30 protein-coding genes are annotated in these 26968 nt (G+C 65.7%); 16 read left to right on the forward strand and 14 right to left on the reverse strand.

What is annotated here, in order from left to right; genetic code table 11:
- The first annotated feature begins 33 nt into the window (after positions 1-33).
- Both ALSL_RS06690 and ALSL_RS06695 read left to right on the forward strand, forming a co-directional pair.
- Positions 34-1431, forward strand: a complete 1398-nt coding sequence (locus ALSL_RS06690) for a replicative DNA helicase (RefSeq protein WP_126537634.1) — start codon at positions 34-36, stop codon at positions 1429-1431.
- 88 nt (positions 1432-1519) lie between these two features.
- The gene (locus tag ALSL_RS06695; RefSeq protein WP_198410683.1) at positions 1520-1672 is read left to right on the forward strand and encodes a DUF3309 family protein; all 153 of its coding nucleotides are present in this window, start codon (positions 1520-1522) and stop codon (positions 1670-1672) included.
- 98 nt (positions 1673-1770) lie between these two features.
- Here the strand turns inward: ALSL_RS06695 and ALSL_RS06700 are convergent, their stop codons facing one another.
- The 7 genes from ALSL_RS06700 to ALSL_RS06730 form a co-directional block, all read right to left on the reverse strand.
- Positions 1771-2496, reverse strand: a complete 726-nt coding sequence (locus ALSL_RS06700; RefSeq protein WP_126537638.1) for a UDP-2,3-diacylglucosamine diphosphatase — start codon at positions 2494-2496, stop codon at positions 1771-1773.
- Complete coding sequence (locus ALSL_RS06705) at positions 2493-3185, reverse strand: peptidylprolyl isomerase (RefSeq protein ID WP_126537640.1); 693 nt, start codon at positions 3183-3185, stop codon at positions 2493-2495. The genes ALSL_RS06700 and ALSL_RS06705 overlap by 4 nt, the downstream gene beginning before the upstream one ends.
- 54 nt (positions 3186-3239) lie before the next feature.
- Positions 3240-4757 carry a Ppx/GppA phosphatase family protein gene (locus tag ALSL_RS06710; protein ID WP_126537642.1) on the reverse strand — a complete coding sequence of 506 codons (1518 nt, stop codon included), beginning with the start codon at positions 4755-4757 and terminating at the stop codon, positions 3240-3242.
- Positions 4758-4832: 75 nt separating this feature from the next.
- Positions 4833-6914 (reverse strand): polyphosphate kinase 1, encoded by a 2082-nt coding sequence (gene ppk1 / locus ALSL_RS06715; protein ID WP_126537644.1) that lies wholly within the window; start codon positions 6912-6914, stop codon positions 4833-4835.
- A gap of 58 nt (positions 6915-6972) precedes the next feature.
- Entirely contained in the window at positions 6973-8232 is a 1260-nt protein-coding gene (phoR, locus tag ALSL_RS06720) for a phosphate regulon sensor histidine kinase PhoR (protein ID WP_126537646.1), read from the reverse strand.
- A 177-nt stretch (positions 8233-8409) separates the two neighbouring features.
- Entirely contained in the window at positions 8410-9099 is a 690-nt protein-coding gene (gene phoB, locus ALSL_RS06725; RefSeq protein ID WP_126537648.1) for a phosphate regulon transcriptional regulator PhoB, read from the reverse strand.
- A 74-nt stretch (positions 9100-9173) separates the two neighbouring features.
- Positions 9174-10835 (reverse strand): M48 family metalloprotease, encoded by a 1662-nt coding sequence (locus ALSL_RS06730; protein WP_126537650.1) that lies wholly within the window; start codon positions 10833-10835, stop codon positions 9174-9176.
- Between the two features lie 124 nt (positions 10836-10959).
- Here ALSL_RS06730 and grxC point away from each other — a divergent pair, with 124 nt between their 5' ends.
- The 3 genes from grxC (at position 10960) to ALSL_RS06745 (ending at position 12783) form a co-directional block, all read left to right on the forward strand.
- Positions 10960-11223 (forward strand): glutaredoxin 3, encoded by a 264-nt coding sequence (gene grxC, locus ALSL_RS06735; protein WP_126537652.1) that lies wholly within the window; start codon positions 10960-10962, stop codon positions 11221-11223.
- The gene (locus ALSL_RS06740) at positions 11220-11615 is read left to right on the forward strand and encodes a carboxymuconolactone decarboxylase family protein (protein ID WP_126537654.1); all 396 of its coding nucleotides are present in this window, start codon (positions 11220-11222) and stop codon (positions 11613-11615) included. The genes grxC and ALSL_RS06740 overlap by 4 nt, the downstream gene beginning before the upstream one ends.
- A gap of 148 nt (positions 11616-11763) precedes the next feature.
- Positions 11764-12783: an isocitrate dehydrogenase gene (locus ALSL_RS06745; RefSeq protein ID WP_126537656.1), complete on the forward strand. Its 1020-nt coding sequence runs from the start codon at positions 11764-11766 to the stop codon at positions 12781-12783.
- Between the two features lie 76 nt (positions 12784-12859).
- On the opposite strand, the gene ALSL_RS06750 is transcribed toward ALSL_RS06745, so the two are convergent.
- The 5 genes from ALSL_RS06750 to ALSL_RS06770 form a co-directional block, all read right to left on the reverse strand.
- Positions 12860-13786 carry an aspartyl/asparaginyl beta-hydroxylase domain-containing protein gene (locus ALSL_RS06750; RefSeq protein ID WP_269433111.1) on the reverse strand — a complete coding sequence of 309 codons (927 nt, stop codon included), beginning with the start codon at positions 13784-13786 and terminating at the stop codon, positions 12860-12862.
- A gap of 90 nt (positions 13787-13876) precedes the next feature.
- Positions 13877-14662, reverse strand: coding sequence for a bifunctional hydroxymethylpyrimidine kinase/phosphomethylpyrimidine kinase (gene thiD / locus ALSL_RS06755; RefSeq protein WP_126537660.1), 786 nt, complete (start codon positions 14660-14662; stop codon positions 13877-13879).
- A 66-nt stretch (positions 14663-14728) separates the two neighbouring features.
- On the reverse strand, positions 14729-16108 hold the full coding sequence (locus ALSL_RS06760) for a PhoH family protein (RefSeq protein WP_126537662.1): 1380 nt from the start codon (positions 16106-16108) through the stop codon (positions 14729-14731).
- 52 nt (positions 16109-16160) lie between these two features.
- Complete coding sequence (locus tag ALSL_RS06765) at positions 16161-16622, reverse strand: peroxiredoxin (RefSeq protein WP_126537664.1); 462 nt, start codon at positions 16620-16622, stop codon at positions 16161-16163.
- A gap of 114 nt (positions 16623-16736) precedes the next feature.
- Entirely contained in the window at positions 16737-17312 is a 576-nt protein-coding gene (locus tag ALSL_RS06770; RefSeq protein WP_425478971.1) for a glycine cleavage system transcriptional repressor, read from the reverse strand.
- A gap of 109 nt (positions 17313-17421) precedes the next feature.
- Here ALSL_RS06770 and dapA point away from each other — a divergent pair, with 109 nt between their 5' ends.
- On the forward strand, positions 17422-18315 hold the full coding sequence (dapA, locus tag ALSL_RS06775) for a 4-hydroxy-tetrahydrodipicolinate synthase (RefSeq protein WP_126537666.1): 894 nt from the start codon (positions 17422-17424) through the stop codon (positions 18313-18315).
- Positions 18316-18361: 46 nt separating this feature from the next.
- Positions 18362-18964: a hypothetical protein gene (locus ALSL_RS06780; protein WP_126537668.1), complete on the forward strand. Its 603-nt coding sequence runs from the start codon at positions 18362-18364 to the stop codon at positions 18962-18964.
- Positions 18965-19012: 48 nt separating this feature from the next.
- On the opposite strand, the gene fdxA is transcribed toward ALSL_RS06780, so the two are convergent.
- Entirely contained in the window at positions 19013-19336 is a 324-nt protein-coding gene (fdxA, locus tag ALSL_RS06785; RefSeq protein WP_126537670.1) for a ferredoxin FdxA, read from the reverse strand.
- 308 nt (positions 19337-19644) lie between these two features.
- Between fdxA and ALSL_RS06790 the strand changes: the two genes are divergently transcribed.
- Positions 19645-20787, forward strand: a complete 1143-nt coding sequence (locus ALSL_RS06790) for an OmpA family protein (RefSeq protein ID WP_126537672.1) — start codon at positions 19645-19647, stop codon at positions 20785-20787.
- Between the two features lie 133 nt (positions 20788-20920).
- Here ALSL_RS06790 and ALSL_RS06795 read toward each other — a convergent pair whose 3' ends face one another.
- Positions 20921-21271, reverse strand: a complete 351-nt coding sequence (locus tag ALSL_RS06795; protein ID WP_126537674.1) for a DUF3693 domain-containing protein — start codon at positions 21269-21271, stop codon at positions 20921-20923.
- A gap of 268 nt (positions 21272-21539) precedes the next feature.
- Here ALSL_RS06795 and ALSL_RS06800 point away from each other — a divergent pair, with 268 nt between their 5' ends.
- The 8 genes from ALSL_RS06800 (at position 21540) to ALSL_RS06835 (ending at position 26961) form a co-directional block, all read left to right on the forward strand.
- Positions 21540-22511, forward strand: a complete 972-nt coding sequence (locus tag ALSL_RS06800) for a replication initiation factor domain-containing protein (protein WP_161970937.1) — start codon at positions 21540-21542, stop codon at positions 22509-22511.
- 17 nt (positions 22512-22528) lie between these two features.
- On the forward strand, positions 22529-22816 hold the full coding sequence (locus ALSL_RS06805) for a hypothetical protein (protein WP_126537678.1): 288 nt from the start codon (positions 22529-22531) through the stop codon (positions 22814-22816).
- Between the two features lie 141 nt (positions 22817-22957).
- The gene (locus ALSL_RS06810; RefSeq protein WP_126537680.1) at positions 22958-23161 is read left to right on the forward strand and encodes a hypothetical protein; all 204 of its coding nucleotides are present in this window, start codon (positions 22958-22960) and stop codon (positions 23159-23161) included.
- 3 nt (positions 23162-23164) lie between these two features.
- Complete coding sequence (locus tag ALSL_RS06815) at positions 23165-23365, forward strand: major capsid protein (protein WP_198410641.1); 201 nt, start codon at positions 23165-23167, stop codon at positions 23363-23365.
- Between the two features lie 29 nt (positions 23366-23394).
- On the forward strand, positions 23395-24789 hold the full coding sequence (locus ALSL_RS06820; RefSeq protein WP_126537682.1) for a virulence factor TspB C-terminal domain-related protein: 1395 nt from the start codon (positions 23395-23397) through the stop codon (positions 24787-24789).
- Positions 24789-25070, forward strand: a complete 282-nt coding sequence (locus tag ALSL_RS06825; RefSeq protein ID WP_126537684.1) for a DUF2523 family protein — start codon at positions 24789-24791, stop codon at positions 25068-25070. The genes ALSL_RS06820 and ALSL_RS06825 overlap by 1 nt, the downstream gene beginning before the upstream one ends.
- Entirely contained in the window at positions 25070-26233 is a 1164-nt protein-coding gene (locus ALSL_RS06830) for a zonular occludens toxin domain-containing protein (RefSeq protein WP_126537686.1), read from the forward strand. The genes ALSL_RS06825 and ALSL_RS06830 overlap by 1 nt, the downstream gene beginning before the upstream one ends.
- 365 nt (positions 26234-26598) lie before the next feature.
- Positions 26599-26961, forward strand: coding sequence for a hypothetical protein (locus ALSL_RS06835; RefSeq protein ID WP_126537688.1), 363 nt, complete (start codon positions 26599-26601; stop codon positions 26959-26961).
- Positions 26962-26968: the final 7 nt, after the last annotated feature.

Below are 26968 nucleotides of genomic sequence, written 5' to 3' on the forward strand. Positions count from 1 at the left end.
CGGCGGGATGGTTTTTTTCGAAGGTCAAAGCCGATGGCACTGGTTCCGGAACGCAAGGGCGGCCATAACGCCCAGATCGAGGCGCTGCGTGTGCCGCCGCACTCGATCGAAGCCGAGCAGGCGGTGCTCGGCGGCCTGATGCTGGCGCCTGACGCGCTGGACAAGGTCGCCGACCGGCTCACCGAGCACGATTTCTATCGTCGCGATCACCGCATGATCTGGCGCGCGATCAACGAGCTTGCCAACAAGGGCATGCCGTGCGATGCGGTGACGCTCGGCGACTGGTTCGAGGCCAACGACCTGGCCGAGCTGGTCGGCGGCGCCGGCTACCTGATCGAGCTGGCCAACGCGACGCCGAGTGCGGCCAACATCGGCGCCTATGCCGACATCGTGCGCGAGAAATCGGTGCTGCGGCAGTTGATCGATGCCGGCGTCGCGATCGCCGAGGACGGCTACCGCCCTGAAGGCCGCGAAGTGCAGGAGGTGCTGGAGGCGGCCGAGCAGCGCGTGTTCCAGATCGCCGAATCGGGCGCCCGCGGCCGCAAGGACGTGGTTTCGGTACGCGACGCGGTCAAGGACGCCTTCCGCATCCTCTCCGAGCGTTACGAGAACAAGGGCCAGCTCACCGGCATTTCCACCGGGTTTGCCGACCTCGACGAACTCACCTCGGGCCTGCAGCCTTCCGATCTCATCATCGTCGCGGCACGTCCGTCGATGGGCAAGACCGCGTTTTCGCTCAACATCGCCGAGACCGCGGCGCTGCGCGGCAAGAAGGCGGTGGTGGTGTTCTCCATGGAGATGTCCGCCTCGCAGCTCGCCTTTCGGCTGATCTCCTCGATCGGGCGCATCCATCAGCAGCGCCTGCGCAACGGCGACCTGGCCGAGGAGGACTGGCCGCGCGTCACCAATGCGATCGCCATCCTTTCCGAAGCCAAGATCTTCATCGACGACACGCCCGGACTTTCACCGGCGGAGCTGCGCTCGCGCGCGCGGCGCCTGCACCGCGAACACGGCGGGCTCGGACTGATCGTGATCGACTACCTGCAACTGATGCAGGTGCCCGGCAACAAGGAAAACCGCGCCACCGAGATCTCGGAGATCTCGCGTTCGCTTAAAGGGCTGGCCAAGGAACTCAACGTGCCGGTGATCGCCCTTTCCCAGCTCAACCGTTCACTGGAACAGCGCGCGGACAAGCGGCCGATGATGTCGGACCTGCGCGAATCGGGCGCGATCGAGCAGGACGCCGACGTGATCATGTTCATCTACCGCGACGAGTACTACAACAAGGATTCGCCGGACAAGGGCCTGGCCGAGATCATCGTCGGCAAGCAGCGCAACGGGCCTACCGACACCGTCAAGCTGACCTTCCTCGGCCATTACACCAAGTTCGAGAACTATGCGCCCGATTCCTTCGTGGGCGCCTTCGAATAGCACGCCTTGCCAGTGCGTGCACGAAGACCACTCCGCGCCTTCACGATGACCTCCGCAGACTCGCGCCACTCGACACGAGGCGATGGGCATGAGCCTGCTCGTTCTGCTGGTGCTACTGGTGATACTGATTGGCGTGCTGCCGACCTGGCCTTATAGCCGCGGCTGGGGCTATTACCCGAGCGGGGGGCTTGGCTTGGTGTTGGTGATCGTGTTGGTGCTGCTGCTGTTGGGCGTGCTGTAGCCGACATGTGGCAGCGGCACGCGGCTTGCGGCGGCGTCCGGGCAAGCCCTGTGGTTTCGCGGCGAGCGAGAAAGCGCGGGGTATGCAGCCCCGTATGCCTACGCCCGCAGCGTGCGCAGGTCGACGCCGTCGGCGTCCAAGGCGAGCAGCGAGCCCTGTTCGTACCAGTCACCGAGCACGATGCGCTCGGCCGGACGGCCGTCCAGCGCGAAGTGATGGATCGCCGGACGATGGGTATGGCCGTGGATCAGCCGCTCGACACCCGCCTGGCGCATGGCCGCCGCCACGGCCTCGGCGTTGACGTCCATCAGGCTTTCCTGGGTGCTGCCGGTGTGGGCGCGGCTGTCCTCGCGCGCCCGGGCGGCGAACGCGCGCCGGGCGTCGAGGGGCATGGCGAGCACCTGTGCCTTCCATGCCGGCGTGCGTACGTTCCGGCGTACCGCCTGGTAGGCGACATCGTCGGTGCATAGCGCATCGCCGTGCATCAGCAGGGTGGGTCGGCCCTGGATCGTGTGCACGGTGGCGTCTTCCAGCAGCTCGAAACCGGCGCGTTGCGCATAGGCCTCGCCGAGCAGGAAGTCGCGGTTGCCGTGAATGAAGTAGATCGGCACGCCCGACTCGCGCAGCGCACGCGTGGCACGGGCGACACGCGCGGGCAGTTCGGCATCGTCGTCGTCGCCGATCCAGGCCTCGAAGAGGTCGCCCAGGATGTACAGCGCCTCGGCATGGCGCGCCTCCGGCCCGGCCAGAAAACGCTCGAACAGCGCGGTGATCTGCGGCCGGGCGGCATCCAGATGTAGGTCGGCGACGAACAGCGTGCTCATGGGTGCCGGGCACGCGCTGCGGGCGCCGCCGTCTTGGGCGTCGTCGGCGCGGCGGCGACGGAGCTCGCCGGCGCGGGTGCGGTTTCACCGACCACGCTGGCGCTTTCGATCACCACCAGCGGATCGGGCACGTCGTTGACGAAGGGGCCGAGACCGCGGGTGGGCAGCGCGGCGATCTTGTCGACCACGTCCATGCCCTTGACCACCCGGCCGAACACGGCATAGCCCCAGGTCAGGCTGCTCTGGTTGCCGGCGTAGTCCAGGCGGCGGTTGTCGACCAGATTGATGAAGAACTGCGCGGTGCCGGAATTGGGGTCGCTGCCGCGTGCCACCGCCACCGTGCCGCGCAGGTTGGAAAGCCCGTTGTCGGCCTCGTTCGGTACCGGGGAACGCGTGCGCTTGGGCTGCAGTTCGCGCGTGTACAGCCCGCCCTGCACCAGGTAGCCCGGAATGACGCGGTGAAACACGGTGCCGTTGTAGAAACCGCTGCGCACGTACTGCAGGAAGTTGGCCACGCTCTTGGGCGCCTTGTCCGGATAGAGCTCCAGCGTGATGTCGCCCATGCTGGTGCGCAAAAGCACCTGCGGATGCGCCGGCGCCGACGCGCCCGGCGCGGTCTGGGCGGCCGACGCGAAGGGCAGGGTCAGCGCGAACAGGAGCGGCAGAAGACGGTGCAGGAAGGCTTTCATGGCATGACGCCCGTTAAGCGGCAGCGCAAGATGATACGCGCTGACGCACGGCTTTCAGGTGCGCTGCACGTCGAGAGTCAGGCCGAGTTCGGCCATCGGCGCGTGTTCCTGTTCGAGATCGGCCTCGGTGAGCGGATGCTGCTCCAGCCAGCTGCGCGGCAGGCTCAGGCGCAGGCGCCGGCTGGTGGCGGTCAGCTTGAGCGGCGGCAGCGATTCGGCGCGCCGGCCGCGGCGGAACAGCACCGCCAGCCGCAACAGCGCGGTGATGTGGCGTGCCAGCCGGCGGTAGCGCTGGGGCAGGGCGGTGAACACGGCCTTGTCCGGCTTGCGGCGATGGGATTCCACGATCGCGGCGAGCAGCTGCTGCTCCTGGCGCGAGAAGCCGGCGAGGTCGGCGTGGCGCAGGATGTAGGCGCCGTGGTGGTGGTGCTGGCTGTGGGCGATGGCAAGTCCGATCTCGTGCACGCGGGCGGCCCAGGACAGCCATTCGCGCGCTTCGCCGTCCAGCTGCCAGGCGCGTGCCACCTGGTCGAACAGCTGCAGGGCGGTCGACTCGACCCGGCGCGCCTGCGCGCGATCGACGCCATAGCGGCTGGCCAGCGCGTCGATGCTGGCCGTGCGCGGATCGCTGCCGCCGGCGCGGCCGAGCAGGTCCCACAGCAAACCCTCGCGCATCGAGCTCTCGCACACGCGCATGTGGGTGATGCCGAGCACCTCGAAGGCGCTCTCGAAGATCGCCACTGCACCGGCGATCACCGGCGCGCGTTCCTCGGCAAGGCCAGGAAGACGCAGGGACGCGATCTGACCCTGTGCGAGCAGGGCCTCGCGCACGGCCGCCAGCGCGGCGGGGGTGATGCCGTCGTCCGACAGCCCCATCGCCTCGACCACCGCGCCGATCGCCTTGGCGCTGCCGGAGGAGCCGTAGGCTTCCTGCCAGCCGGCTTCGCGGTAATCCTCGGCGAACTGCTGCAGCAGCACGCCCAGCTCCATCCGCGCGCGCTGCCAGCGCTTGCGGGTCAGCTTGCCGCCGGGAAAGAAGTGCAGCGTGGAGGCGATGCAGCCGGCCTGCACGCTTTCGGTGTGCAGGGGCGCAAGGCCGCGACCGATGATGAACTCGGTGCTGCCGCCGCCGACGTCGATGACCAGCCGCGGTTCGCGCGAGGCGGGCAGGCCGTGGGCGACGCCGAGAAAGATGAGCCGGCCTTCCTCGCGCCCGGAAACCACCTCCACCGGATGCCCGAGCGCGGCTTCGGCGGCGCTCAGGAAGGTCTGCGGCGAGGCCAGCCGGCGCACCGTGTTGGTGGCCACGGCACGCACCCTGGCGGAAGGTATCCCGGCGATACGCTGGCCAAAACGGGCCAGACAGGTCATCGCCCGGGCGCGATGGGCGGCGTCCAGGCTGCCGTCGGCGCGCAGGCCGGCCGCAAGGCGCACGCTGTCGCGCAGGCGGTCGATCACCCGTGGCTCGCCGTGTTCGACCCGGGCCACCACCAGATGGAAACTGTTGGAACCCAAGTCCACCGCGGCGATCAGCTCACCTTCGCGGATCGGCGACTGGTCGGCGAGATTCACCTGTCCGGCTCCTCAAAGAAGGCATGGTGGCGGAAGCGGCCCATTCTCGCATGCCCTCGCGGCCGGCCTTGGCCGCTAGCCGCACAGGCGATCGAGCAAGGCCTGCTGGGCGCTGTAGGGCGGCGCCTCGCCGGGCGTGGCGCGCACGTAGCGGCCGTCGCTGCCGAGCAGCCAGGCCTGCGTGTTGTCGGCCAGGGAATTGGCCAGCGTCTCGTCGAACACGCGTCCGGCGAGAGCCGGATCAAGGATCGGAAAGGCCACCTCGATGCGCCGCTTGAGGTTGCGCTCCATCCAGTCGGCACTGCTGCAGAAAATCTCGCTAGCGCCGTCGTTGAGGAAGAAATACACCCGGCTGTGCTCGAGAAAGCGGCCGACGATGGAACGCACGCGGATGCGCTCGGAAACCCCGGGCAGCCCCGGACGCAGGATGCAGGCGCCGCGCACGATGAGGTCGATCTCCACGCCGGCCTGGGACGCCCGGTAGAGCGCCTGCACCACGTGCGGCTCGTCCAGCGCGTTGAGCTTGGCGATGATCCGCGCCGGCCGGCCGGCGCGGGCATGCTCGGCCTCGCGCTCGATCCTGGCCAGGACCCCGGGATAGAGCGTGAACGGCGAATGCAGCAGGCGTTCGAGGCGGATCACCTGGCCCAGGCCCGAGAGCTGCTGGAACACCTTGTGCAGGTCCTCGGTGATCTGCGGCTGCGCGGTCATCAGCCCGATGTCGGTGTAGGTGCGGCTGTTGATCGAGTGATAGTTGCCGGTGGAAAGGTGTGCATAGCGGCGCAGGGTCGCGCCTTCCCGACGCACGATCAGCATCATCTTGGCGTGCGTCTTGTAGCCGACCACGCCATAGACCACCTGCACGCCGGCTTCCTGCAGGCGCGTGGCGAGCCGGATGTTGGCCTCCTCGTCGAAACGCGCGCGCAGCTCCACCACCACGGTGACGTCCTTGCCGGCGCGGGCGGCGGCGATCAGGGGTTCCACCAGCGGCGAATCCTCGCCGGCGCGGTAGAGCGTCTGCTTGATCGCCAGCACCTCGGGATCGACGCTGGCCTGACGCAGCAGCTCGACCACCGCGGCGAAACTCTCGTAGGGGTGATGCAGCAGCACGTCGTGGCGCGCGATGGTCTCGAACAGGTCGCGCCCGTTGACCAGCGCCGGCGGCTGGCGTGGCACGAAGCGGGGAAACTTCAGTTCCGGGCGGTCCAGCTGCTCGTAGACCTGGCCGACCCGCAGGATGTTGACCGGACCGTCGCAACGGTAGACGTCGGCATCCTCCAGTCCGAAATTGTCCGCCAGCATGCGCACGATGGCCTGCGGGCAGTCCGCGGCCACTTCCAGCCGCACCGGACGCGCATAGCCGCGGCCGATGAGTTCCTCGCTGAGCGCGCGTGCCAGATTCTCGACCTCGGCCTCCTCGATCATCAGCTCGCTGTTGCGGGTGACGCGGAACGGATAGGCGCCGCCCACCTTGAAGCCGGGAAACATCGCATCGGCAAAGGCCTGCAGCAGCTCGCCCAGAAAGACGAAATCGTCGCCGCCGCCATCGACCATGGCCGGGATGCGCACGATCCGCGGCAGCGAACGCGGCGCGCGCACCAGCGCGGTGTGGCCTTCATGCCCGAAGGCGTCGCGGCCCTTGAGCACCACCACCACGTTGAGCGTCTTGTTGAGGATGCGTGGAAACGGGTGGGCCGGGTCCAGCCCGAGCGGCGAGAGCACCGGCAGTACCTCGTGCTCGAAATAGCCGCGCAGCCAGCGACGCTGGCGTGGGCTCCATTGTTCGCGGGTCAGGAAGCGGATGCCCTGGGCGGCGAGCTGCGGCCTGAGCTCGCGCTGCCAGAGCGCATAGAGATCGTTCACCAGCTCGAGCACGCGCGCGCGGATGCGTGTGAGCAGCTCCCCGGAAGGGATGCCATCGGGTCCCGGTGCGGCCGAACCGAACGCGTGATGATGCTTGAGCATCGCCACCCGCACCTCGAAATATTCATCGAGATTGCCCGCGGTGATGGCGAGATAGCGCAACCGTTCCAGCAAGGGCACCGCCGGATCGCGGGCCATGGCGAGCACGCGGCCATGAAACTCCAGCGCGGCGAGCTCGCGGTTGAGGTAAAGCTCCGGGGCGGTGAGATCGGGTGTGGTGGTCCTGTGTTTCATGCGTGCGATTCTGGCCGAAGGCCGCGGCGGCGACATGCCGCGCTGCCGCGCGGGCACGTCAGCTTTCCTCGCCGCTGCCGGGCGCGACCAGCCGTTCGGCGGTGAAATGGCAGGCGAAGGTGGAACCTCGCCCGGGTGTGCTTTCGATCTCCAGCCGGGCCTGATGCAGGTTGAGCACGTGCTTGACGATGGACAGCCCAAGGCCGGTGCCGCCGGTCTCGCGCGAACGGCTGGAGGAGACGCGGTAGAAACGTTCCGTGAGCCGGGCCAGGTGCGCGGCGGGAATGCCATAGCCGGTGTCGCGCACCGCATAGACCGCGCCGCCACCGTCCGTGCGATGCCAGCCGATGGCGATGCTGCCGCCGGTCGGCGTGTAGCGCACCGCATTGCTGACCAGATTGGAAAAGGCGCTGTGCAGGTCCTTGGGCGAGCCGCGCAGGTCCAGCCGGGCCGTGTCCTCGACGACGATCCGGTGGCGGCCATGACTCAACGCCTCGGCCTCCTTGCGCAAGGTGGCCAGCAGCGGCGCCATCGCCACGCGTTCGTCGATGACGCGCTCTTGGGTTTCCAGCCGCGACAGGGTGAGCAGATCCTCGACGATCTGGCCCATGCGCTTGGACTGCGCGCGCATCTCGTCCAGGACCGGCGCGAGCTCCGGCACGTCCTCCGGGTCGAGCAGTTCCAGATAGCCGTGGATGACGGTCAGCGGCGTGCGCAGCTCGTGCGAGACATTGGCGACGAAATCGCGCCGGATCTGCTCCAGCCGTGCTAGCTCGGTGGTGTCGCGGGCGACGAGCAGGCTCAGGCCGCGGCCGAAACCGAGCAGGGTGGCGTTGAGGTGGCCGTCGGCCCGTCCGGGTGCCGGCACGTCGGCGAGCGGCTCGCGGGCGCCGTCCTCGAGCCAGGCGGCGAATGCGCTGCCGGCCAGGCGCTCGGACAGCCGCCTGCCACGATCCTGCGGCCGCTGCAGCCCGAGCAGATTTTCGGCGGCCGGATTGAACCAGCGTATCCGCTGCGCGGCGTCCATCAGCACCACGGCATCGGGAAGGCTGCCGGCGGCGCTGCGCAGATCGCGCAGGCTGGCGGCGATACGGCGGGAACGTGTCATCGGACGGTCATGCAGCGGCGGGGACGAGGCCGGATGGCGCATGATGGAACCGCCCGGATGACCGTTTCGGGTCAGTAATGCGACAACTTCCGCCACCGCGACGATCGCCGCGCCGAGCGCGGCCTGACCGAACCACGCCCCGACCGCCGTGCCGGCGAGGAGCAGCGCGGCACAGGCAAGCGGCAGTTTCCAGCGGGCGGTGGGCGTCATCGGGGGCTTGGGTGGGTGAGCGGTCGAGCATCGGCAATCACTAGCCGTTCGGCAAGCGCCGGCAAGTGGCCGAGGCTTCGCTGGCCTCGCGGCACCGGGTTCTGGCCTCGCAAGGCGTCACGGCCTGACTTTTTGTGTCGCGACGCGCCAAGCCTGCCTGTCCCGCGGGCCGGCGACTCAAGGGCTGGCGGAGAACCGGTAACCCGAGCCGCGCACGGTCTGCACCATGCGGTCGAGCTGCCATGGCTCGAGGGTCTTGCGCAGGCGCCGGATGTGCACGTCCACGGTGCGCTCCTCCACGTACACGCTGCCACCCCAGACATGGTCGAGCAGTTGCGCGCGGGTGTAGACGCGCTCGGGATGGGTCATGAAGAAATACAGCAGGCGGTATTCGGTCGGACCGATCGGCACCGCATCCGTGCCGGCGAACACGCGGTGCGCCGGACCGTCGATGCGCAGGCCGTTGATCTCGACGTTCCCCGAGCCGTCGTCGCCCTTGCTGCGGCGCAGGACGGCCTTGATCCGCGCCAGCAGCTCGCGGGTGGAAAACGGCTTGACCACGTAATCGTCGACGCCGGCCTCGAGGCCGTTGACGCGGTCCATCTCCTCGCCGCGGGCGGTCAGCATGATGATGGGGATTTCCCGGCCGGGATCTTCCTTGCGCAGGCGGCGCGCGAGCTCCAGGCCGCTGGTGCCGGGCAGCATCCAGTCGAGCAGGATGAGATCGGGCACCTGCTCGGCGATGGCCAGCTGCGCGGCACGCGCATCGGCGGCCGGGATCGCCTCCATGCCGGCCTTGCGCAGCGCGAAGGCCACCATGTCGCGGATCGAGGCTTCGTCTTCGACGATCAGGATGCGTTTTTGCACGCTCGGGATCCCGCGCTGTGATGACGATCGTATTGCAGCGAGGCCATGTTACGCGGCGATGACAGCGGTGGTGGTCAACGTACGCGCACGCAATCCCCGGTGTCGCAGCCGGCCGCGCGCAGCTGTGGCGGCGGGCTGCCGGCGTCGGGGTTGTCCTCGGTCGGGATCTTGCGCTTGCGCAGCTCCATCACCAGCGGCGTGAGCTGGGCGATACGACCCTGGATGCGGGCACGGGCGTAGTAGTCGAGGTCGTCCCGCCGCAGCAGGCGCTTCAGCTGTTCGAGCGCGTCGAACGGCCGTCCCGACAGATAGCTCGCATCCGCATAGGCCTCGCCGGCGCGCACGCTGTCGCCGGCGCGCTCGCTGGCACGGGCATAGGTGCGATACATGTCCGGCTCGTCACTGTCATCCAGCAGCGGCCGCAGCAGGGCTGCCGCGCTGGCGGCCTGCTCGCGGCTGCCGCCTTCGCTCAACGCCTTGGCGTAGGCCAGCGCGACGGCGTGATTACGCGGCGAGCGCGCGTTGAGCTCGGCATAGCGGGTGAGCGCCTCGGCCCGATGGCCGGCCTGCAGCATGGCCTCGGCTTGGGCCAGCTGCAGCAGCAGGCTGTCCGGATGGCCGGCCAGGAGCGGGGCCAGCTGCGTCAGCGCCTGCTCGCCGCGGTTGCTCAAGGTGAGAGCCAGCGCATAGCCATAGCGGTTGGCCGGGGTGTCGAACGCCGCGTGCTCGGCCAGGTTGCGCGCGTAATAGTCGGCCAGCCGCGCCGGATCGCCGGACAGCACCCGCACGCGCTCGCGGATCAGCGCATAGGTGTCCAGCCCGTCGTGATCATGGCGCGGCAGCAGGGCGCTCGGGTCCTTGAGATAGGCGACCGGCGCGGTGGCTTTCTCCCACTGCTCGCGGCTCAAGGTGGAGCCGGTCGGGCGCAGCTTTTGCCGCGCGGCCAGGGCATCGGCACGCGCATTGGCGTCGCTGATGCGGGCCGGGAAGACCGGGTGGTCCTGCAACAGGGAGGGCAGGTCGTCGCCCATGCCCACGCGCAGGGTGTCCTGCATGTGGTCGAAGAACGAGGCCATCGCATGCGGATCGAAACCGGCATTAGCCAAGGTCTGGATGCCCACCCGGTCGGCCTCGATTTCATCCTTGCGGGTGAAGTTGATCTCGCGCTGCATCAGGAGCCCCTGACCGCCCATCAGCACCGCCGCCGAGGAGTCGCCGGAGTGGGCGCCGCTGCCGGCGGCGATGGCGCCCAGCAGGATGAGCGCCATCAAGGGCGCGCTCTTTTTCGAGTCCTCGAAGGCGCGCTGCAGGTGATTCTGCGTGATGTGGCCGATTTCGTGCGCGATCACGCCGGCAAGTTCGTCCTCGTTGCGGGTCAGCACGATGAGGCCGGAATTGACCGCGATGTAGCCGCCGGGCGCGGCGAAGGCGTTGATGACGTCATCCTTGGCGACGAAGAAGGAGAAATGCTCGCGCGGCCGCTCGCTGGCGGCTACCAGCCGGTAGCCCAGATCGTTGATGTAGTCGTTGACCAGCGGATCGTCCAGCACCAGACCCAGCGAGCGCATCTGCCGCAACATGGCCGCGCCGTAATCCTGTGCGTCCTGCGGCGAGATCAGCGCATCGGCGGAGCTGCCAAGATCGGGCAGGCGCACCCCTTCCTGGGCGTTCAGGCCACAGGCCATCAGCGCCGCCGCGAGCGTCGCCAGACGCGGAAACCAGACTCGTTTTGCCATGACCATAGACGTCAGACGATACCATTGCAGACCGCGCCCAAGGCGCCCGGTTCCCCGACTTGCGGGCGGACTCCGCCGCCCCGATGTCACCCGTTCATAGCTTTCCTTTGCCAAGGAGCCCGCGATGCCCCGCATCGAGATTTTTTCCACCGCCACCTGTCCCTACTGCACCGCCGCCAAGAATCTCCTGAAGGCCAAGGGGCTGAGCTGGGAGGAGGTGCGCATCGACACCGATCCGGCCCAGCGCGAGCGCATGCTCGAGCGCAGCGGCGGCCGCCGCACCGTGCCGCAGATCTTCATCAACGACCAGCACGTCGGCGGTTATGACGACCTCGTCGCCGCCGATCGCAGCGGCAAACTCAAGACCTTGCTGGAGAGCGCGACATGAGTGGGCAGGATGGGGGCGACCGGGTCGCCGAGTTCACCGCGTTCCGGCAGCGCATGAATGAACGCATCCTGGCCGAGGACAACCAGGTGGTGCGGCGTTTCTTCGCCCTGGACGGCCAGGCCTATCGGCCCGGCGCGCTGGACGTGAAGACCAAGGAGCTGCTTGGCCTGGTGGCTTCCCTGGTCCTGCGTTGCGACGACTGCATCAGCTACCACGTCGCGCAGTGCCGCGCGGCCGGCGTCGGGCGCGATGAATTTTTCGAGGCGTTCGGTGTCGGCCTGGTCGTCGGTGGATCGATCGTGATCCCACACCTGCGTCGTGCCGTGGACTTCCTCGACCGGCTCGAGGCCGCCGACGGGGCTGGCGCGTCAGCCTGCGAAGAACACCGCTGACACGAAACTGCCCGCCGTCGCGTCGGCGCGATGGCATGAGCTGGCTGCCGCATGCGGGTGCCTTGGGGGATAATGGGCGGTCACCCGGCGCGCTCTGGCCGTGCGGGTGCCTCCCTTTCCCCACAGGCCTTTCTTTCGAGGAGTTCCCATGAGCAAGACCATCGCCGTGATTCCGGGAGACGGCATCGGGCCGGAAATCATGGCCGCCACACTGGAGGTGCTCGATGCCCTCGACTGCGGGCTCGTCTATGCCACCGTCGAGGCCGGCATGGTGGCGCTGGAAAAGCATGGCGATTTGTTGCCCAAGGCCACGCTGGATGCCATCGCCCGGCATCAGGTCGCGCTCAAGGGGCCGCTGACCACGCCGATCGGCGGCGGGTTCACGTCGATCAACGTCACCCTGCGCCGGCATTTCGATCTCTACGCCAACGTGCGCCCGGCGATCAGCTTTCCGGGCACCAAGGCGCGCTATCAGAACATCGACATCATCACCGTGCGCGAGAACACCGAGGGCGCGTACCTGGCCGAGGGACAGACGATCTCCGAGGACGGCGAGGTGGCGCAGTCGATCATCCGCAACACGCGCAAGGGCAGTACGCGGATCGTGCGCTACGCCTTCGAGATGGCGGTGAAAAAGGGACGCAAGAAGGTCACCGCCGTGCACAAGGCCAACATCATGAAGACCAGCTCCGGGCTGTTCCTCAGCGTGGCCCGCGAGGTGGCGAAGGAATATCCACAGATCGAGTTCAACGAGATGATCGTGGACAACGCCTGCATGCAGCTGGTGATGCGGCCGGAGCAGTTCGACGTCATCGTCACCACCAACTTGTTCGGCGACATCCTTTCCGATCTCTGCGCCGGCCTGGTCGGCGGCCTGGGGCTGGCGCCCGGCGACAACATCGGCGAGCACGCGGCGATCTTCGAGGCGGTGCACGGCTCGGCGCCGGACATCGCCGGCAAGGGCATCGCCAATCCCTGTGCCTTGCTGCTCGCCGCCGCCGACATGCTCGATCACCTGGGCATGGTGGCCAAGGGCACGGCGATCCGGCAGGCGATTCGCGACACCCTGGCGCACGAGCACGATGCGGCCACGCCGGACCTGGGCGGCAAGGGCAGCACCCGCAGTTTTGCCGCGGCCATAGCCCGGCGCGTCCGTCAGGCCGCCTGAAAAACATTACCGCCGGCCGGGATCGCCCGGCCGGCGGTGATTCTTTGCTGAAAGCGAGAAAGGCGCGGGTCTGCGATCAGCGCAGCAGCGGCCAGGGCGCCAGAAACACCAGCCACAGGAACAGCACGATGCCGATGTATTTGATCGTGCGGAAGAGCCTGGGATGCTTCTTCTTGAACTTGCGCATCCGTTCGCGGTTGCGCTGGTTGAGCGCATACAGGCGATTGACGAAACCGACCTTTTCCTGCGGCGACTCGATGTTCGGCGAGGCGGTGATCCGGCCCATGAAGGCACCGACACGGCGATTGATCGCCTGCATCCAGCGCGTCCGCAAGGGACGCTCCACGTCGGCGAACAGGATCACCCGGGTCTGGTCGGTGTCATTCTCCACCCAGTGCACGTAGGTTTCGTCGAACACCACGTCCTTGCCATCGCCCCAGGCGTGCGGCTCGCCGTCGACCAGGATGCGGCACTTGTCCGAATTGGGCGTGATGAGCCCTAGGTGATAGCGCAAGGAACCTGCGAACGGATCGCGGTGCGCATTCAGTTTGGAATGCGGCGGCAGCACCGCGAACATCGCCGCCTTGATGTCGGGAATCGCATTCAGCAGCGCCACCGTCTTCGGACACAGCGCTTCGGCCGAAGGCAGCGGTTTGCCATACCACTTGAGGTAGAAACGCTTCCAGCCCTGCTTGAAGAAGCTGTCGAAGCTGGCGTCGTTGTGTTTTTCCGCCGCGCGGATGCGGCCCTGATCGAGCAGTCCCAGCGCCTCGTCGCGGATCACCTGCCAGTTCTGCTGCAAGAGATCCAGCTGCGGGAAGTCGCGGCGGTCCAGGATCGGCCGTGCCGGCACCGCGGAAAACGCATACATCAGCAGGTTGTAGGGGATGAAGACGGCCGAGTGGTCGACCAGCTGGCGGTCGAAACGCAGCCGCGCCCGCCCACGCAGGTGCACCAGCAGCACGCACAAGACGAACAGGACGAAAACGACCAGCAATACCAGACGCGGGGTGAGAACCATGGCGACCAGGAACGATGAGAAAAGGCCGTTAGGATTCTACTCCGCCGCCGATGGTGCCTCCTTCGCTGCGGCTCAATGCCCCAGCACGAGCACCGCGCCGCCGCCGGGTCGATAGCCGCGTGCCAAGGCGCGATGCACGTAGGCGATCGCGCGGCGCACGGCCGTGCGCATCGGCCGCCCCTTGGCCAGCTCGGCGGCGATGGCCGCAGCCAGCGTGCAACCGGTGCCGTGGGCCTCGAAGGCCAGTCGTGGATGCCGGATTTCGATCAGGCCACGCTCGTCGCAGTAGCGGTCGACGACGGTACGGCCGCGGGCGTGCCCGCCCTTGAGCAGCACGGCGCGCGGACCGAGCGTGCGCAGTTCGCGGCAGGCGCGTTCGGCCTCGGCGGCGGTGCGGATCGGCCGATCGAGCAGCACCTCGGCTTCCGGCAGGTTGGGCGTGAGAATGTCGGCCAGCGGAAGGAGGCGCGCGATCAGTACCGCGACCGCCTCGGCATCGAGCAGGCGCGCGCCGCTGGTGGCGATCATCACCGGGTCGACCACGAGCGCGGGTGGTTTGCGCCTCGCCAGTTCCCCGGCCACCGTGCGCACCACCGCCGCCCCGCCGAGCATGCCGGTCTTGACCGACCGGATGGGGAAATCCTTGAAGACCGCATCGATCTGACTGCGGATGTGCGCTTGCGGCAGCGCGTGCACGGCGGTGACCGCACGGGTGTTTTGCGAGGTCACCGCCGTGATCACCGAGAGCCCATGCACGCCGAGCGCATGGAAGGTCTTGAGGTCGGCCTGGATGCCGGCACCGCCGCCCGAATCGGAACCGGCGATGGTCAGTGCGCTGGGCGGCGGCGTACGGAGCATCGGCTTGGCCTGCCGGAGCGGATGAGGACGATGCGCGCTGGATGCCATCGCTGCGGCACGCGTGTCCTACAGCGCCTCGGAGGCGAAGTCCGCCAGCCGCGAGCGCTCGCCGCGGCGCAGGGTGATGTGCGCGGAATGCTCCCAGTCCTTGAAGCGGTCTATGGCATAGGTGAGGCCCGAGGTGGTCTCGGTGAGGTAGGGCGTGTCGATCTGCTCGACGTTGCCCAGACACACGATCTTGGTGCCGGGACCGGCCCGGGTGATCAGCGTCTTCATCTGCTTGGAGGTGAGGTTCTGCGCCTCGTCGATGATGAGATAGCGGCTCAGAAACGTGCGTCCGCGCATGAAGTTGAGCGAACGGATCTTGATCCGCGAGGCCAGCAGGTCATTGGTCGCCGCGCGGGCCCAGCTGCCGCCTTCCTCCGGATGGGCCAGCACCTCGAGGTTGTCGGTGAGCGCGCCCATCCACGGCGTCATCTTTTCTTCCTCGGTGCCGGGCAGGAAGCCGATGTCCTCGCCGACCGAAACCGTCGCGCGGGTCATGATGATCTCGCGGTAGCGCTGCATGTCCATCACCTGCGCCAGTCCGGCGGCGAGCGCGAGCAGGGTCTTGCCGGTGCCGGCTGTGCCGAGCAGGGTGACGAAATCGACGTCCGGGTCCATCAGCACGTTGAGCGCGAAATTCTGCTCGCGATTGCGCGCGGTGATGCCCCAGACGGCATGGTTGGCATGGCTGTGGTCGTCCAGCAGGACCAGCGTGGCGTGCGTCGCGTCCAGTGCGAGCACGCGCAGTTCCACGGCGTTTTCGCCCGGCAGGAACAGGCATTGGTTGGGGTGCCAGTCCTCGCCCGCGTGGCGCTCCAGGCGATAGAAGGTGCGGCCGCGCTCACTCCATGATTCGACTTCCGGGTGGCGGTCCCAGAAATCCTCCGGCAGCTCGGTCGAGCCGGTGTAGAGCAGGGCGAAGTCATCCAGCGCGCGGTCGTTCTCGTAGTCCTCGGCATGGATGCCGTAGATCTTCGCCTTGATGCGCAGGTTGATGTCCTTGGTGACCAGGATGACCGCGCATTCGGGATGCTCGTCGCGCAGCTCGATCACCGCCGCGAGGATCTGATTGTCCGCCTTGCCCTGGCCGTTTCCGGTGCGTTCCTGGAAGTACAACCGGCCGACATCGGCGCGGCGCTTCAGATTGAGGCCCTGCGGGCTCACCAGCGCCAGCCCCTGCTCGATGCCCTGGCCGTTGCCGCGCTCGATCAGTTCATTGAGGAAACGGCTCACCTGACGGCCGTTGCGGGAGACTTCCGAGCCACCCTTTTTCTTCTCGTCCAACTCCTCGAGCACGGTCATCGGGATGAAGATGTCGTGTTCCTCGAAGCGGAACAGCGCGGTGGGGTCGTGCAGCAGCACGTTGGTGTCGAGGGCATAGATGCGCTTGCTTGCGGTCATGCGCGGCGGTCTCGTGGGGAGGGCGGTGGTCGGTGTGCGCGGCGGCCTGCATTCATTGCGCCGGAATGGCCTCGAGGACGGCCTGCGCGTGCCCGGGCACCTTGACGTTGCGCCACTCGCGCACCAGATGGCCTTCCGGGTCGATGAGGAAGGTGCTGCGCACGACGCCGAGATGGCGCTTGCCGTACAGCACCTTCTCGTGCAGGACGTCGAAGGTGCGGCACCAGCGCTCGTCGGTGTCGGCGATCAGGGTGAAGGGCAGTGCTTGCTTGGCGGCGAAACGGGCGTGCGAGTGCACGCTGTCGCGCGATACGCCGATGATCTCGGCGCCGCGCCGGCGAAACTCGGGATAAAGATCGCGAAACGATTGCGCCTCGAGGGTGCATCCGCTGGTGGCATCCTTCGGATAGAAATAAACCACCAGCCAACGGCCCTTGAAATCCGACAGCCGCACCGTTTCACCGGCGGCATTCACGCCTTCGAGGTCTTCCACTTTCGTGCCGATTTCAGGCATCGCGATTCCCTAATGTGGCCAAGTGAGCGACGGGTGGGCATCCCTATGGGACGCCCACAAAGGCATGGTGCGATTGGATCGTGCGGGTTGGCAAGTCGCCCGCCGTCGCGCCGGTCAGAACTTGATCGGATCCAGCACGGCATCGAGATTGAGGCCGTCGCACAGCTCGAAGAAATCGTCGCGCAGGGCCGCCAGGTGCAGCTCGGCCGGAATACCGATGCTGATCTGCGCCTGGAACATGTCCGCGCCGGTCTGCATGGCCTGGTAGCGCATCGAGTTCATCTGCTCGATGCGGATGCCGTGATGGTTGAAGAACTCGATGAGCCGAACCAGGATGCCAGGGCGGTCCGCGGCAACCACCTCGACGAGATAGGGCAGCAGCGGGGCGCCCGGCTCGCGTGGCTGGGTCCGGTAGTACGTCAGATGCAATTCCTGGTCCCGGGCCAGCTTGCCCAGGGCGCTTTCCAGCTTGGCCACCGCGTCCCACGAGCCGACGGCCAGCAGCATGATCGAGGCGTCGCCGCCGATGGTGGCCACGCGTGCGTCGGCCAGGTGACAGCCGGTCTCCACGATGCGTCTGGCCAGTCCCTGCAACGCCGAGCGCGCTGCCGGTGTGAGCGCGTGCACCAACAACTGATGGTCGTTGCCGCTGCGCGTCTGGAGTCGATTCAAGAAAGTTCTGCCTGGCAATGCTCGAAAGATCCGCGCCGCGGGACTGCGGCGGGCTGCGCGAGCTTACTTGCCCGCCGCGCGAGGCCGCAAGTAACATGCTGGGCTCGAATTCGCTCGGGAAACCCGCTTGGACATTCGCGGCAGTATCTGCGCACTGGCGACGCCTTTCGCAGCCGATGGTGCACTCGATCTGGATGCCTTCGGACGGCTGATCGACTATCAGCTCGCCCATGGCACCCAGGCCCTGGTCGTCGCCGGGTCCACCGGTGAGGCGCACATGCTCGAGCCGGACGAGTTCGACCGTCTGCTTGGTTTCGCGCTCGAACGGGCGGCCGGGCGTGTCCCGGTCATCGCCGGCACCGGCGAGGCCGGCACCGCCGGCACCGTCGCGCAGACCCGGCGTGCCGCCGCCCTCGGTGCCGATGCGGCGCTGGTGGTGACTCCCTATTACGTGCGGCCCACGCAGGAGGGGCTGCGCCGCCATTTTCTGGAAGTGGCCGAGCGCGGCGGTCTGCCGATCATTCTCTACAACGTGCCGACGCGGACGGCGTGCGATCTGCAGCCGGCCACCGTCGCCGCATTGCGCGAGCATCCGCGGATCATCGGCATCAAGGAGGCCGTGCCGGACGCCTCCCGCGTCCGCGCCATCGCCGCCCTGGTCCGCGAGGACTTCAGCTATCTTTCCGGCGACGACGGCAGTGCCGGCGAGGCCATGCTGGCTGGCGCCGCCGGTACCATCTCGGTGGTCGCCAACCTGGTGCCGGCGGCATTCCGTGCGCTCTGCGACGCTGCACTGGCCGGAGATCAACCCCAGGTCGCGCGGCATTACGAGCGGCTCGGGCCGCTGCTGGAGGCCATCGCCGTCGCACCCAACCCGATCCCGGTCAAGGCCGGTCTTGCCCTCCTTGGGCTGGGTACCGGGGCGCTTCGCTTGCCCTTGGTGGCCTTGCAGGATCCATCCGCGCACGCCCGCCTGCGCGAGGCCATGGGCAGGCTCGCTACGCTGGCGCAGGTCGCCTGACGGCCTTCCTTATCCAACCTTTGCCCAATCCCGGGATCTCGATCTGATGAAGAAAAACGCGTACGTCCTCCTCGCGACCAGCGTGCTCATGGGCTTCGCGCTCACGGGCTGCGGTATGTTCCGTTCGCAGAAAAGCTGGGAGACCGCCAAGCAGGAAGCGCCGCTCGAAATCCCGCCCGATCTGGACACGCCTTCGGCCAGCGATGCGCTGGTCATTCCACCGCCGGGCGCCAATCAGCCCACCGCCAACGGCGCGACTTCGCGCTTCGGCAAGAATGGCGGCATCATCACCGACGGTTTCGTGCTGAAAGACAGCGTGGACGATGCGTATCGGCGGGTCGGCGAGGCCTTGCAGAGCGGTTCGTTCGGGCGTCTGCTCGCGCACGACGACGCGGCGCACACCTTCAGTGTCGAGGTGGTGGCCAGCGAGGCACCGACGCGCAAGCCGGGCCTCTTCGGTCGCCTGCTCGGTCGCGGCAAGTCCGATAACGATACGCAGGCTCCCGGCGCTGCCGCCCATCAGGTGCAGGTGACCGTCACCGGCAGCGGTACGGACGCCAGCCAGGTCCGCGCGCAGGGCAACGCCGCCGCGGTGGCCAAGCTGGTGGATGGCCTGCGTGATCGCCTCGGGGTCGCCGAAGCCAAGTGAAAAGTTATCGATTGCGCCGGCAGGGCAGGGCCGGCGCATCCGGAGCGATCAGCGTTCCAGCAGCTTGAGCTTGCCGGGTTTGCCTTCCCATGCCTTGGCGTCCGGCAGCGGGTCCTTGCGCTCGGTAATGACAGGCCAGGACTTGGCCAACTCGGCATTGAGCGCGATAAAGACCTCCTGCCCGGCCGGCACGTCGTCTTCCGGATAGATCGCGTTGATCGGACACTCCGGTTCGCACAGCGTGCAGTCGATGCACTCGTCCGGATTGATCACCAGGAAGTTCGGGCCTTCATGAAAGGCGTCGACGGGGCAAACCTCCACGCAATCGGTGTATTTGCACTTGATGCAGTTTTCGGTGACGACGAAGGTCATGGGCGGGTTGTCGGCTGGCGCTCTAAAGCCGACTAGTATGCGCGCGGCGACAGCACCTTGAGAAGGGCGCTTGGGCCATGGCGGGGACGGCATGGCGTCGCAGTGCGGCGATTGCTCAGGTCACCTGAACGATGGCTCACCGAGTGGCCGGCGCGGGGCTTCCGGATATTCATTCCTTAACGGTTTTGCTACACTTCCCGGCGTTCAGGCAGGAACTTGACGACGACGGATCGGCAGGGTCCGCACAGGATCCGATGCGCATGGGCTCTCGACGCGCATAAATACGAATAACTGAAGGAGACACCGAGATGAAGCGAAAGGGTATGTATATCTTGATGGCCATGGCCCTGGGTGGTGCCGGGGTGGTGCAGGCGCAGGATGCGGCGCCGGCGTCGGCGGGCAGCAGTGCGGGCGTGGCGATGGATGCGGCCAGCTATGACGATCGTTGGTACATTGCGCCGACGGTGGGTGGTTACTACAACGACACGGACCGCAACACGAGCAGTCGTCAGGTGTATTACGGGTTGGCGGTGGGTCGGTATATATCGCCGCATGCCTCGATCGACATTTTTGCCGACCGCACCAAGCGTGATCGTGACCGCCGTGCGGGTGGTGGCAACTGGTCGAACAACAGTGTGGGTGTGGCGGCGCGTTTTTACGCGGGCGACTGGAACGCGTGGCGTCCGTATCTGTTGGCTGGCGTGATGGGCAGTTATCACAACAACCGGAATGACGATGGTTGGTCGCCGGCGGCGGAGTTGGGTGCGGGCTTGTCCAAGACGATCACGGACAGTTCGGATTTCCGTGTCGAGGCGGGTTATCGTTATGACTGGGATGACAAGTCGCAGCGCAAGGAAGACGGTTATGGCGACTGGTTCCTGGGTTTCAGCATCGTGTCGCGATTTGGCGAGCCGCCGGCCAAGCCGGTACCGGCTGCCGCGCCTGCGCCGGTGAATGATTGTTCGACCAAGGACAGTGATGGCGATGGCGTGAACGATTGCGACGACAAGTGCCCGGGTACACCGGCGGGCACGATGGTGGGTCCGGACGGTTGTGCGCAGAAGGTAGTGATCGATCTTCGGGGCGTGAACTTCAAGTTCGACTATCCGAAGAAGGGTCACGTGAAGGCGGCGGAGATTGCCAAGGCCTTGGCCGAGCCGACCAGCGAGTCGTTGGCGATCCTGGATCAGGCGGTGGACACGCTCAAGCGTTATCCGGACGTCAAGGTGACGGTGGCCGGTTACACCGATTCGGTGGGTACGGACGAGTACAACCAGGCCTTGTCGGAGCGTCGTGCGCAGATCGTGTATGACTATCTGACCAGTCACGGGATCGATCCGAGTCGTCTGCAGGGTCCGATTGGGCATGGCGAGAACGATCCGATCGACACCAACGACACGCCCGAGGGTCGTGCGCGCAACCGTCGCACGGAGCTTCAGGTGCAGCAGTAAGCCCGGGAGGGGTGCCGTGCCGGGTGGTCTTTGGCCCGGCATCCGCAACGGGTCACTTCGAATGCCCGCATCGGATCGATGCGGGCATTCGTGTTTACAGCCACGGGAAGAGAATGCGTTTCTTGCTTTAATTTTACATAATAAACATTTTCTCAACCGAAACCTTCACGGCGTGAGCCGACGGGGCAGGGTTGATGCCGATGGCTAGCGCCATTGCCGCAGCCATTTGAGCAAGTCGAAGCCAGACCTTTCGAGCTTCCGGGCTGCGTGCACGTTCCGCCTCGATCAGCGGCAACCACTTCGCCAGAGGTTCGCCGGTGACTTCGCACATCCGGGCAACGCTTTCGGCATCTGGATGCGATTTGCCGTGCCGCCATCCGCTGATTGTTGCTCGCGTGATGTTTAGGGATTCTGCTGCTGCGTTGTCGGCGCCTATGTTCAGAGCTTTTTTGTAGCGGTCTAGCAGTACGAGCGAAGCGTTCATGTAAGAAACCTCTTGACACTGATGTCAGAGGGTACTATACATCGCCCCGTGTCAGACCATCTCTGACAGCAGGGGCCAGCTTGATGCACGCGCTATCCGCTTTGCCTTTCCTCGTAAGCGCCGCTTGGGCGCTTCGCGTCTTCTTCTCGCTACGTCGTCTCGTCGCCCGTCAGCGCGCGACGCTTGAAGGAGTGCGTGCATGAAGCGCGGCCTTCCAGGGGTCCCGGCGGCTAACAGGGGACCTACCAACCTTAACAGCCGGCTTCCGATGATCGCGGACTTTCTGCGTTTCACGGTGGCTGAGCGGCATGTGTTGGGCGATGCCTACGATGCCGACGCCCAGGCGCGCCGGGTCTACGAGTTCTTGCAGGAGTTCTTCCCTGGTAGCGGTATCGTCATGGAAGCGGAGCGGCGCGGTGGTCGGCGCGGCTATACCTATCACTTCGAGTTGCTCACGCCGGACGGTCAGCCGTGCGGCGACGTCTCTTTCGGCGGCGACCGTCAGCGGGGCACCGCGTCCATTGAGTTGACCGGCGCAGGATGCGCCCGCGTTACGGCGGCGCGACCCTTCGCGGAAGCGTGGGGTCACGTCCGCCGCCTGTTGGACGCGGTGGGCGCTAGGATCACCGAGTACCATGCCGCGCACGACGACTATGCCGGCACGCGCAATCTGGCGACCGCCCTTGAGATGTACGAGGCCGGCCAGTTCGACGGTGCTTTCAAGCGGCCCGCCATCCAGCGCCTGGGCTGGAACGATGGCAGCGGCTTCACCCTGTACATAGGCAAGAAGACGGCCACCCGTCAGCTCGTCGTGTACGAGAAGGGCAGGGAGCAGGGCTTGCGTGACGGTGACGAGGGTGTGAACTGGGTTCGGTGGGAGGCCCGGTTCTACGCCCGCAATCGGCCGATCCCGACTGCTGTTCTCGAGGCGCCATGGGAATTCGTCGTCAGCGAGTACCCGGCCTTGAGCTGGATCAGCGCCGTCATGTCGTCCTTTCGTACGGCCGTCGAGCGTTCCAAGGCCAACATTTTTCGCGCCCTTCGTCATTGCCGCCGCCAGTACGGCGGCCTTCTGAACCTTGTCGCTGAATTGAGTTTGGACGATCACGCCCTCGGTGCGTTTGTCCGTCGTCGCATCGCGCGGTCATGTCGGCCGCGCTGGTTGCAAGAAAACCCGCTTGGTCGGGAATCCATAGGCGTTGCATTCGCCGCATTTGTCACCGCCGAACCATCTGTCTAGATCACGGAGAAACAGTCATGTCTACGCATCCTAACTACACCATTTTGCGCGCCTATAACGAGGTTCGCATTACTCCAGATCGTAACGATCCGTCGCGCCGTCATGGATTCCAGACCTGCGGCATTGTGAAAGGCGAGGGCAGGGTTGAAGAGTTCGAGCAGTATTTTGATCCTTCCAAAAATTCGCACTTCCTGCCGCCTGGCGATTATCAGGTCAGGGCGACCGGCTTATATCTCGACCGCAATGGCCGGCTTCAGATCGGCCGCGAGTTCGTGCCCATTAAGGCGGACTCCAAGGCTGCCTGATGCGATAGGGATGCGAAGGGCGAAGTCCCAGCCGGTTTCCGGCTGGGATGAGGCGAAAGCCGAACCCGTAGCAGCCCGGCCCCGAAGGGGATCGCCAAACCGTTCTCCGAAAAACCTTTTCTGATGAGTGAGCCCCTGCCCATGAACGAATCTCTGTTGCAGATGGCTTGCGATGCCGCAGACCTGGACACCACGACCGGGATTTGCACGCATCCGGTCTGGATTCATCAGCAGGGGCTTTTGCCTGAACTAGACGCCTCGTCCGGCGTCGCCGTATCTGTCGCGATTTTGGCCTGCTGGGCGACGGCATACGTTTATCGCGTACTCCGGCGGGCTGGAGACTGAAGCATGAACACGATGAAGTTGAAGGTTGGTGCTGGCCTCGTGGCCGGTTCGCTCTCCCCGCTTTTTGCGTTTGCTGCGGTGGATACCACCGATATCGTTTCCACCATTGGCGAAGCTGCGACGGCTGGTGCTGCGATTGGCGTTGCCGTCTTGTCGATGCATTACGGCATCAAGCTGTACAAGTGGATCAAGGGGGCCGGTTAAGACCGGAGGATTAGGGGACAAACGTACGTTTGTCCCCTAATTCGCAGGTATTAACCTATCGTCATGGCCGGATATTTCGTACTTATCGCAATGCTGGGGGCTGGATGGATACTATTCGGGCCATCGCGGGACGATTGATTATTTACGCCATTTTGTTTTTTCCCTTACTTTCTAAAGCTGACGATTATTCTTGGTGTCCATCCATGCAGAACGCATACGAGTATTGTCAAGCGAATTTTCTTCATGAAAATTATGTTACATGTAAACCTTATGTCGCTTTGGGCAGAACTCTTATCGTGGCCTTTGATGCTGCTGGCAATGGTGGGCAGGGAGTTCCCTATGAGCCTTGTTCGGTTGCGGATAGATGCAATTCCAAGTCTCCATTTTTTTCTATTTTTAACGGCAATCAAAACGACGGTATTTGTGATGATGGTTGCGGTTTCGCCGTTGATATGTCGGCCGGTATAACCATCACGCGCAATGCTTCCGGTGCTAGCGCTGTGGCTGCGACGTGGAAGCCTACCGGTGCCACGTGTGACGGTTCGGGAGGTGGTGCGACGAATGACCCGCCGCCGAATACGCCGCAAAGCTATCTTCCGAAACCTGCCGTTATCAGCAAGCCTTGCGGTGGCGGCAGTTGCTATGATCCTGGAACCGATCAGTATTGCGCCACGTCTGGCGGCCAGCAGTTTTGCGTGCCCGGTTCCAAGGCTCGCACCTCTGGCGGCTGTGCGTCGAGTGGTGACGCCACCTTGTGCGTGGGTTCGCCGCCGCCTGCACCGCCCAATCCGCCCATTGTCGATCCTGCAACGCAGGTACGCCAGCAAGACAAGTACACGCAACAAACGAATGGTGGGCCTGTTCAGCAAGTGACAGCCAATGTATTTACTGCTTCGCCCAGCACGCAAACGAGCAGCGGGCAGGGACCTACTGACAGCGGTCCGGCTCCTGCCAGTACGGCGCCGGCGAAACCTGGCAGTTATGGCGACGGTGGCGATTGCAACAGTCCGCCGGTGTGCAGCGGTGATGCGGTGCTGTGCGGTATCGCGCGTGAGACTTGGCGCAATCGGTGTTCGGCCAAGACGAGTGCGGATCAGGCGCGCAAGGATTTGGTCGGTGACGGCACGCCGCCCGGCGACGCGCCGGCGCCTGGGCGTAGCCCGAGCGCCGATGGTGTGTGGAGCGACACGGCGAGCACGGGCGACTCGATCGCCGACGCCGCCAATCGGGGCGAGTACGACCAAAGCGGGCTGGGGTTTGCGTCCACCTGTCCGCTGCATGACATGAGTGTGTCCCTGCCGGGCGGCCGCTCGTTCGTGATTCCGTTCGGCAAGGGCTGCGAACTGGGCGGCTGGTTGCGCGCCATCGTGATTGCCTTCGCCTTCTTCGCCGCCGCCCGTATCACTGCCGGAGGGTCTGCCTGATGCCTTTGGTCATGGCGTGGATTGGTCGAGTCCTGTTGAGCGTAGCCGGTGAGTTTGTGGTGCGCGCAATCATCGGGGCAGGGGTGGGCATTGCGACATATCACTTTGTCGTTGCGCCTGTGCGTCAGCAGATCGCCATGCGTTTGAGCGTGGCCGGCGATCTCGCGCAGTATGTCGGTTTTCTCGGCATCGACACGGCTATTACCATCATCCTGAGTGCCTGGGTCGGTCGCACGGCCGTCAACAGTGCCAAGGCATTTTTCGTGAAGAAGGCCAGCTGATGCCCGTCAAACTGTATACGGGCCTTCCTGGCGCCGGTAAGACCTTGGGCCTGGTGCATGAGATGCTCAAGCTTCGCCAGGAAGAGCCGGGCCGGCCGGTGTTCGTGTACGGCGTCAACGGTCTTAAGGATGGCATCGCCTCGCCGCTCACGGATGACGAAGTGCGCCGGTGGGACGAGCTGCCGCCTGGTTCAATCGTCTGCATCGATGAGTGCCAAGAGCTGATGCCCGTTGAGCGCGGCAACACGCCCGAGTGGATCCGCAAACTCTCGAAGGTGCGCCATCACGGCATCGATTTCATTCTCACGACGCAGCATCCGGCGTTGATGAGCGCGTATGTCCGTCGCCTGGTGGATATGCACGTGCATCTCGTCCGCAAGTTCAACACTCACGTGGTAGACCGCTACCAGTGGGGCCGCTGCATGGATGATCCCGAAAAGCGGTTTGCGCAAAAGAGCGCGATTTCGAGCCTCTGGACGCATCCCAAGGAGGTGTTCGAGCTTTACAAGTCCGCCAGTCTGCACACGATGAAGCGCCGGATACCGGCGAAGGTCTATTACTTCATCGCCCTGTTGGTGATCGGTGTTGCTGCGGTGATCTCGGTCCCGTTCCTGATTCGGCGTGCTCAACAGCACAATGTTGAGACGATCACGGCGGGCACGACGCCGGCGACGAAAGAGCAGGGCGGCGCATCTTCGTCTAGCGATCCCGATCAAGGTTTGCGACGGTCTGATTTCGAGGCGTGGATGCGGCCGCGTGTGCCGGGTTTGCCGTGGTCTGCGCCGGCCTATGACAACCTGCAAGTGCGCAGTGTGCCAAGGCTGTTTTGCATTGCCGTCGATGATGGTCGTTGCACGTGTCACACCGAGCAGGGCACGCGGTATGAGATGCCGGCCGATCGGTGTCGGTCCATCGCCGCGAACGGCATTTACAATCCTTTCGTGGGTGACGAGCAGCTGCAGACGGCCGAGCAGCGACAAGAGGCGGCGGTGCAGCCGCGCCAGCTGTCGCCGGCAGGGCCGGCGATTGCTGGTGGGGCTGTGACCGCCGACGATGCAGCGGACGCAGGCTGGCCGCGTGCGACGGCGGCGGCGTATGTGCCGCCAGAGTTCCACGCTTGGAATCCGGATGCGCTGGGCGAGCGTGGCGCGTTCAAGCGGTAGTGCGTCATCTCGCATCGCCTGCTGCGCGGCTGGTTTCGTGCTGATCCCAACGTGTGAGCTTGCACGTTCTTGGGCCGCAGGCCCGAGCGACTGGAAGGAGCGTCCCTAGGCCGGCCGTATCGTCTGTCATGTCGCATGCCTTCCCCGGCCGCATCCCTTGCCGCCCGTTCCTTCGGTAGTTACCTTCTCTCGCCGAACCGCTTTTTGCTAATTCAGCGCCCGGCGTTCGGGCCGAAACTGCCTGGCAGTTTCGGCAAAACCTGTGGACGGTGGATGGTCTTTAGCCGGGCCTGCTTTGCGCTCGAGCGTGGACCCGTAGGGGCCGCGTGCCGTACGCTTTTTCGGGGAGCTACAGGGGTCAGACGATGGACGGTTCAGCGAAGATCGCTTTGGGCATCATCGGCGCGGCGGTTGTGCTGGTGGTGGGCTATGTGCTTTATCACGAGTTCGACAGGGCTCGGGACATTCGCCAGGCGCAGGAGGTGATGCAGGGCATCACCGACTACGCCCAGCAGGAGCTTGAACAGGAGCAGCGCCAGGCGCAGCAAAGCGCAGCCTTACGGGCTGCGCAGCAGGCGGCCGAGCGAGCCCGCTACCAGCTCGCCGATGACATGCAGTGCGTCGGCGGGTATGTCGTCCGCGTCAACGGCACCACGTATACGCAGATCGGTTCGATCGCTGCTCCTGTCCGTTGCGTTGGGCGCGTAGCCGATCGGCCTCTGCGTTGAGTAGCGG

Origin of the sequence: Aerosticca soli, assembly GCF_003967035.1 — a bacterium.
GTDB lineage: Bacteria > Pseudomonadota > Gammaproteobacteria > Xanthomonadales > Rhodanobacteraceae > Aerosticca > Aerosticca soli.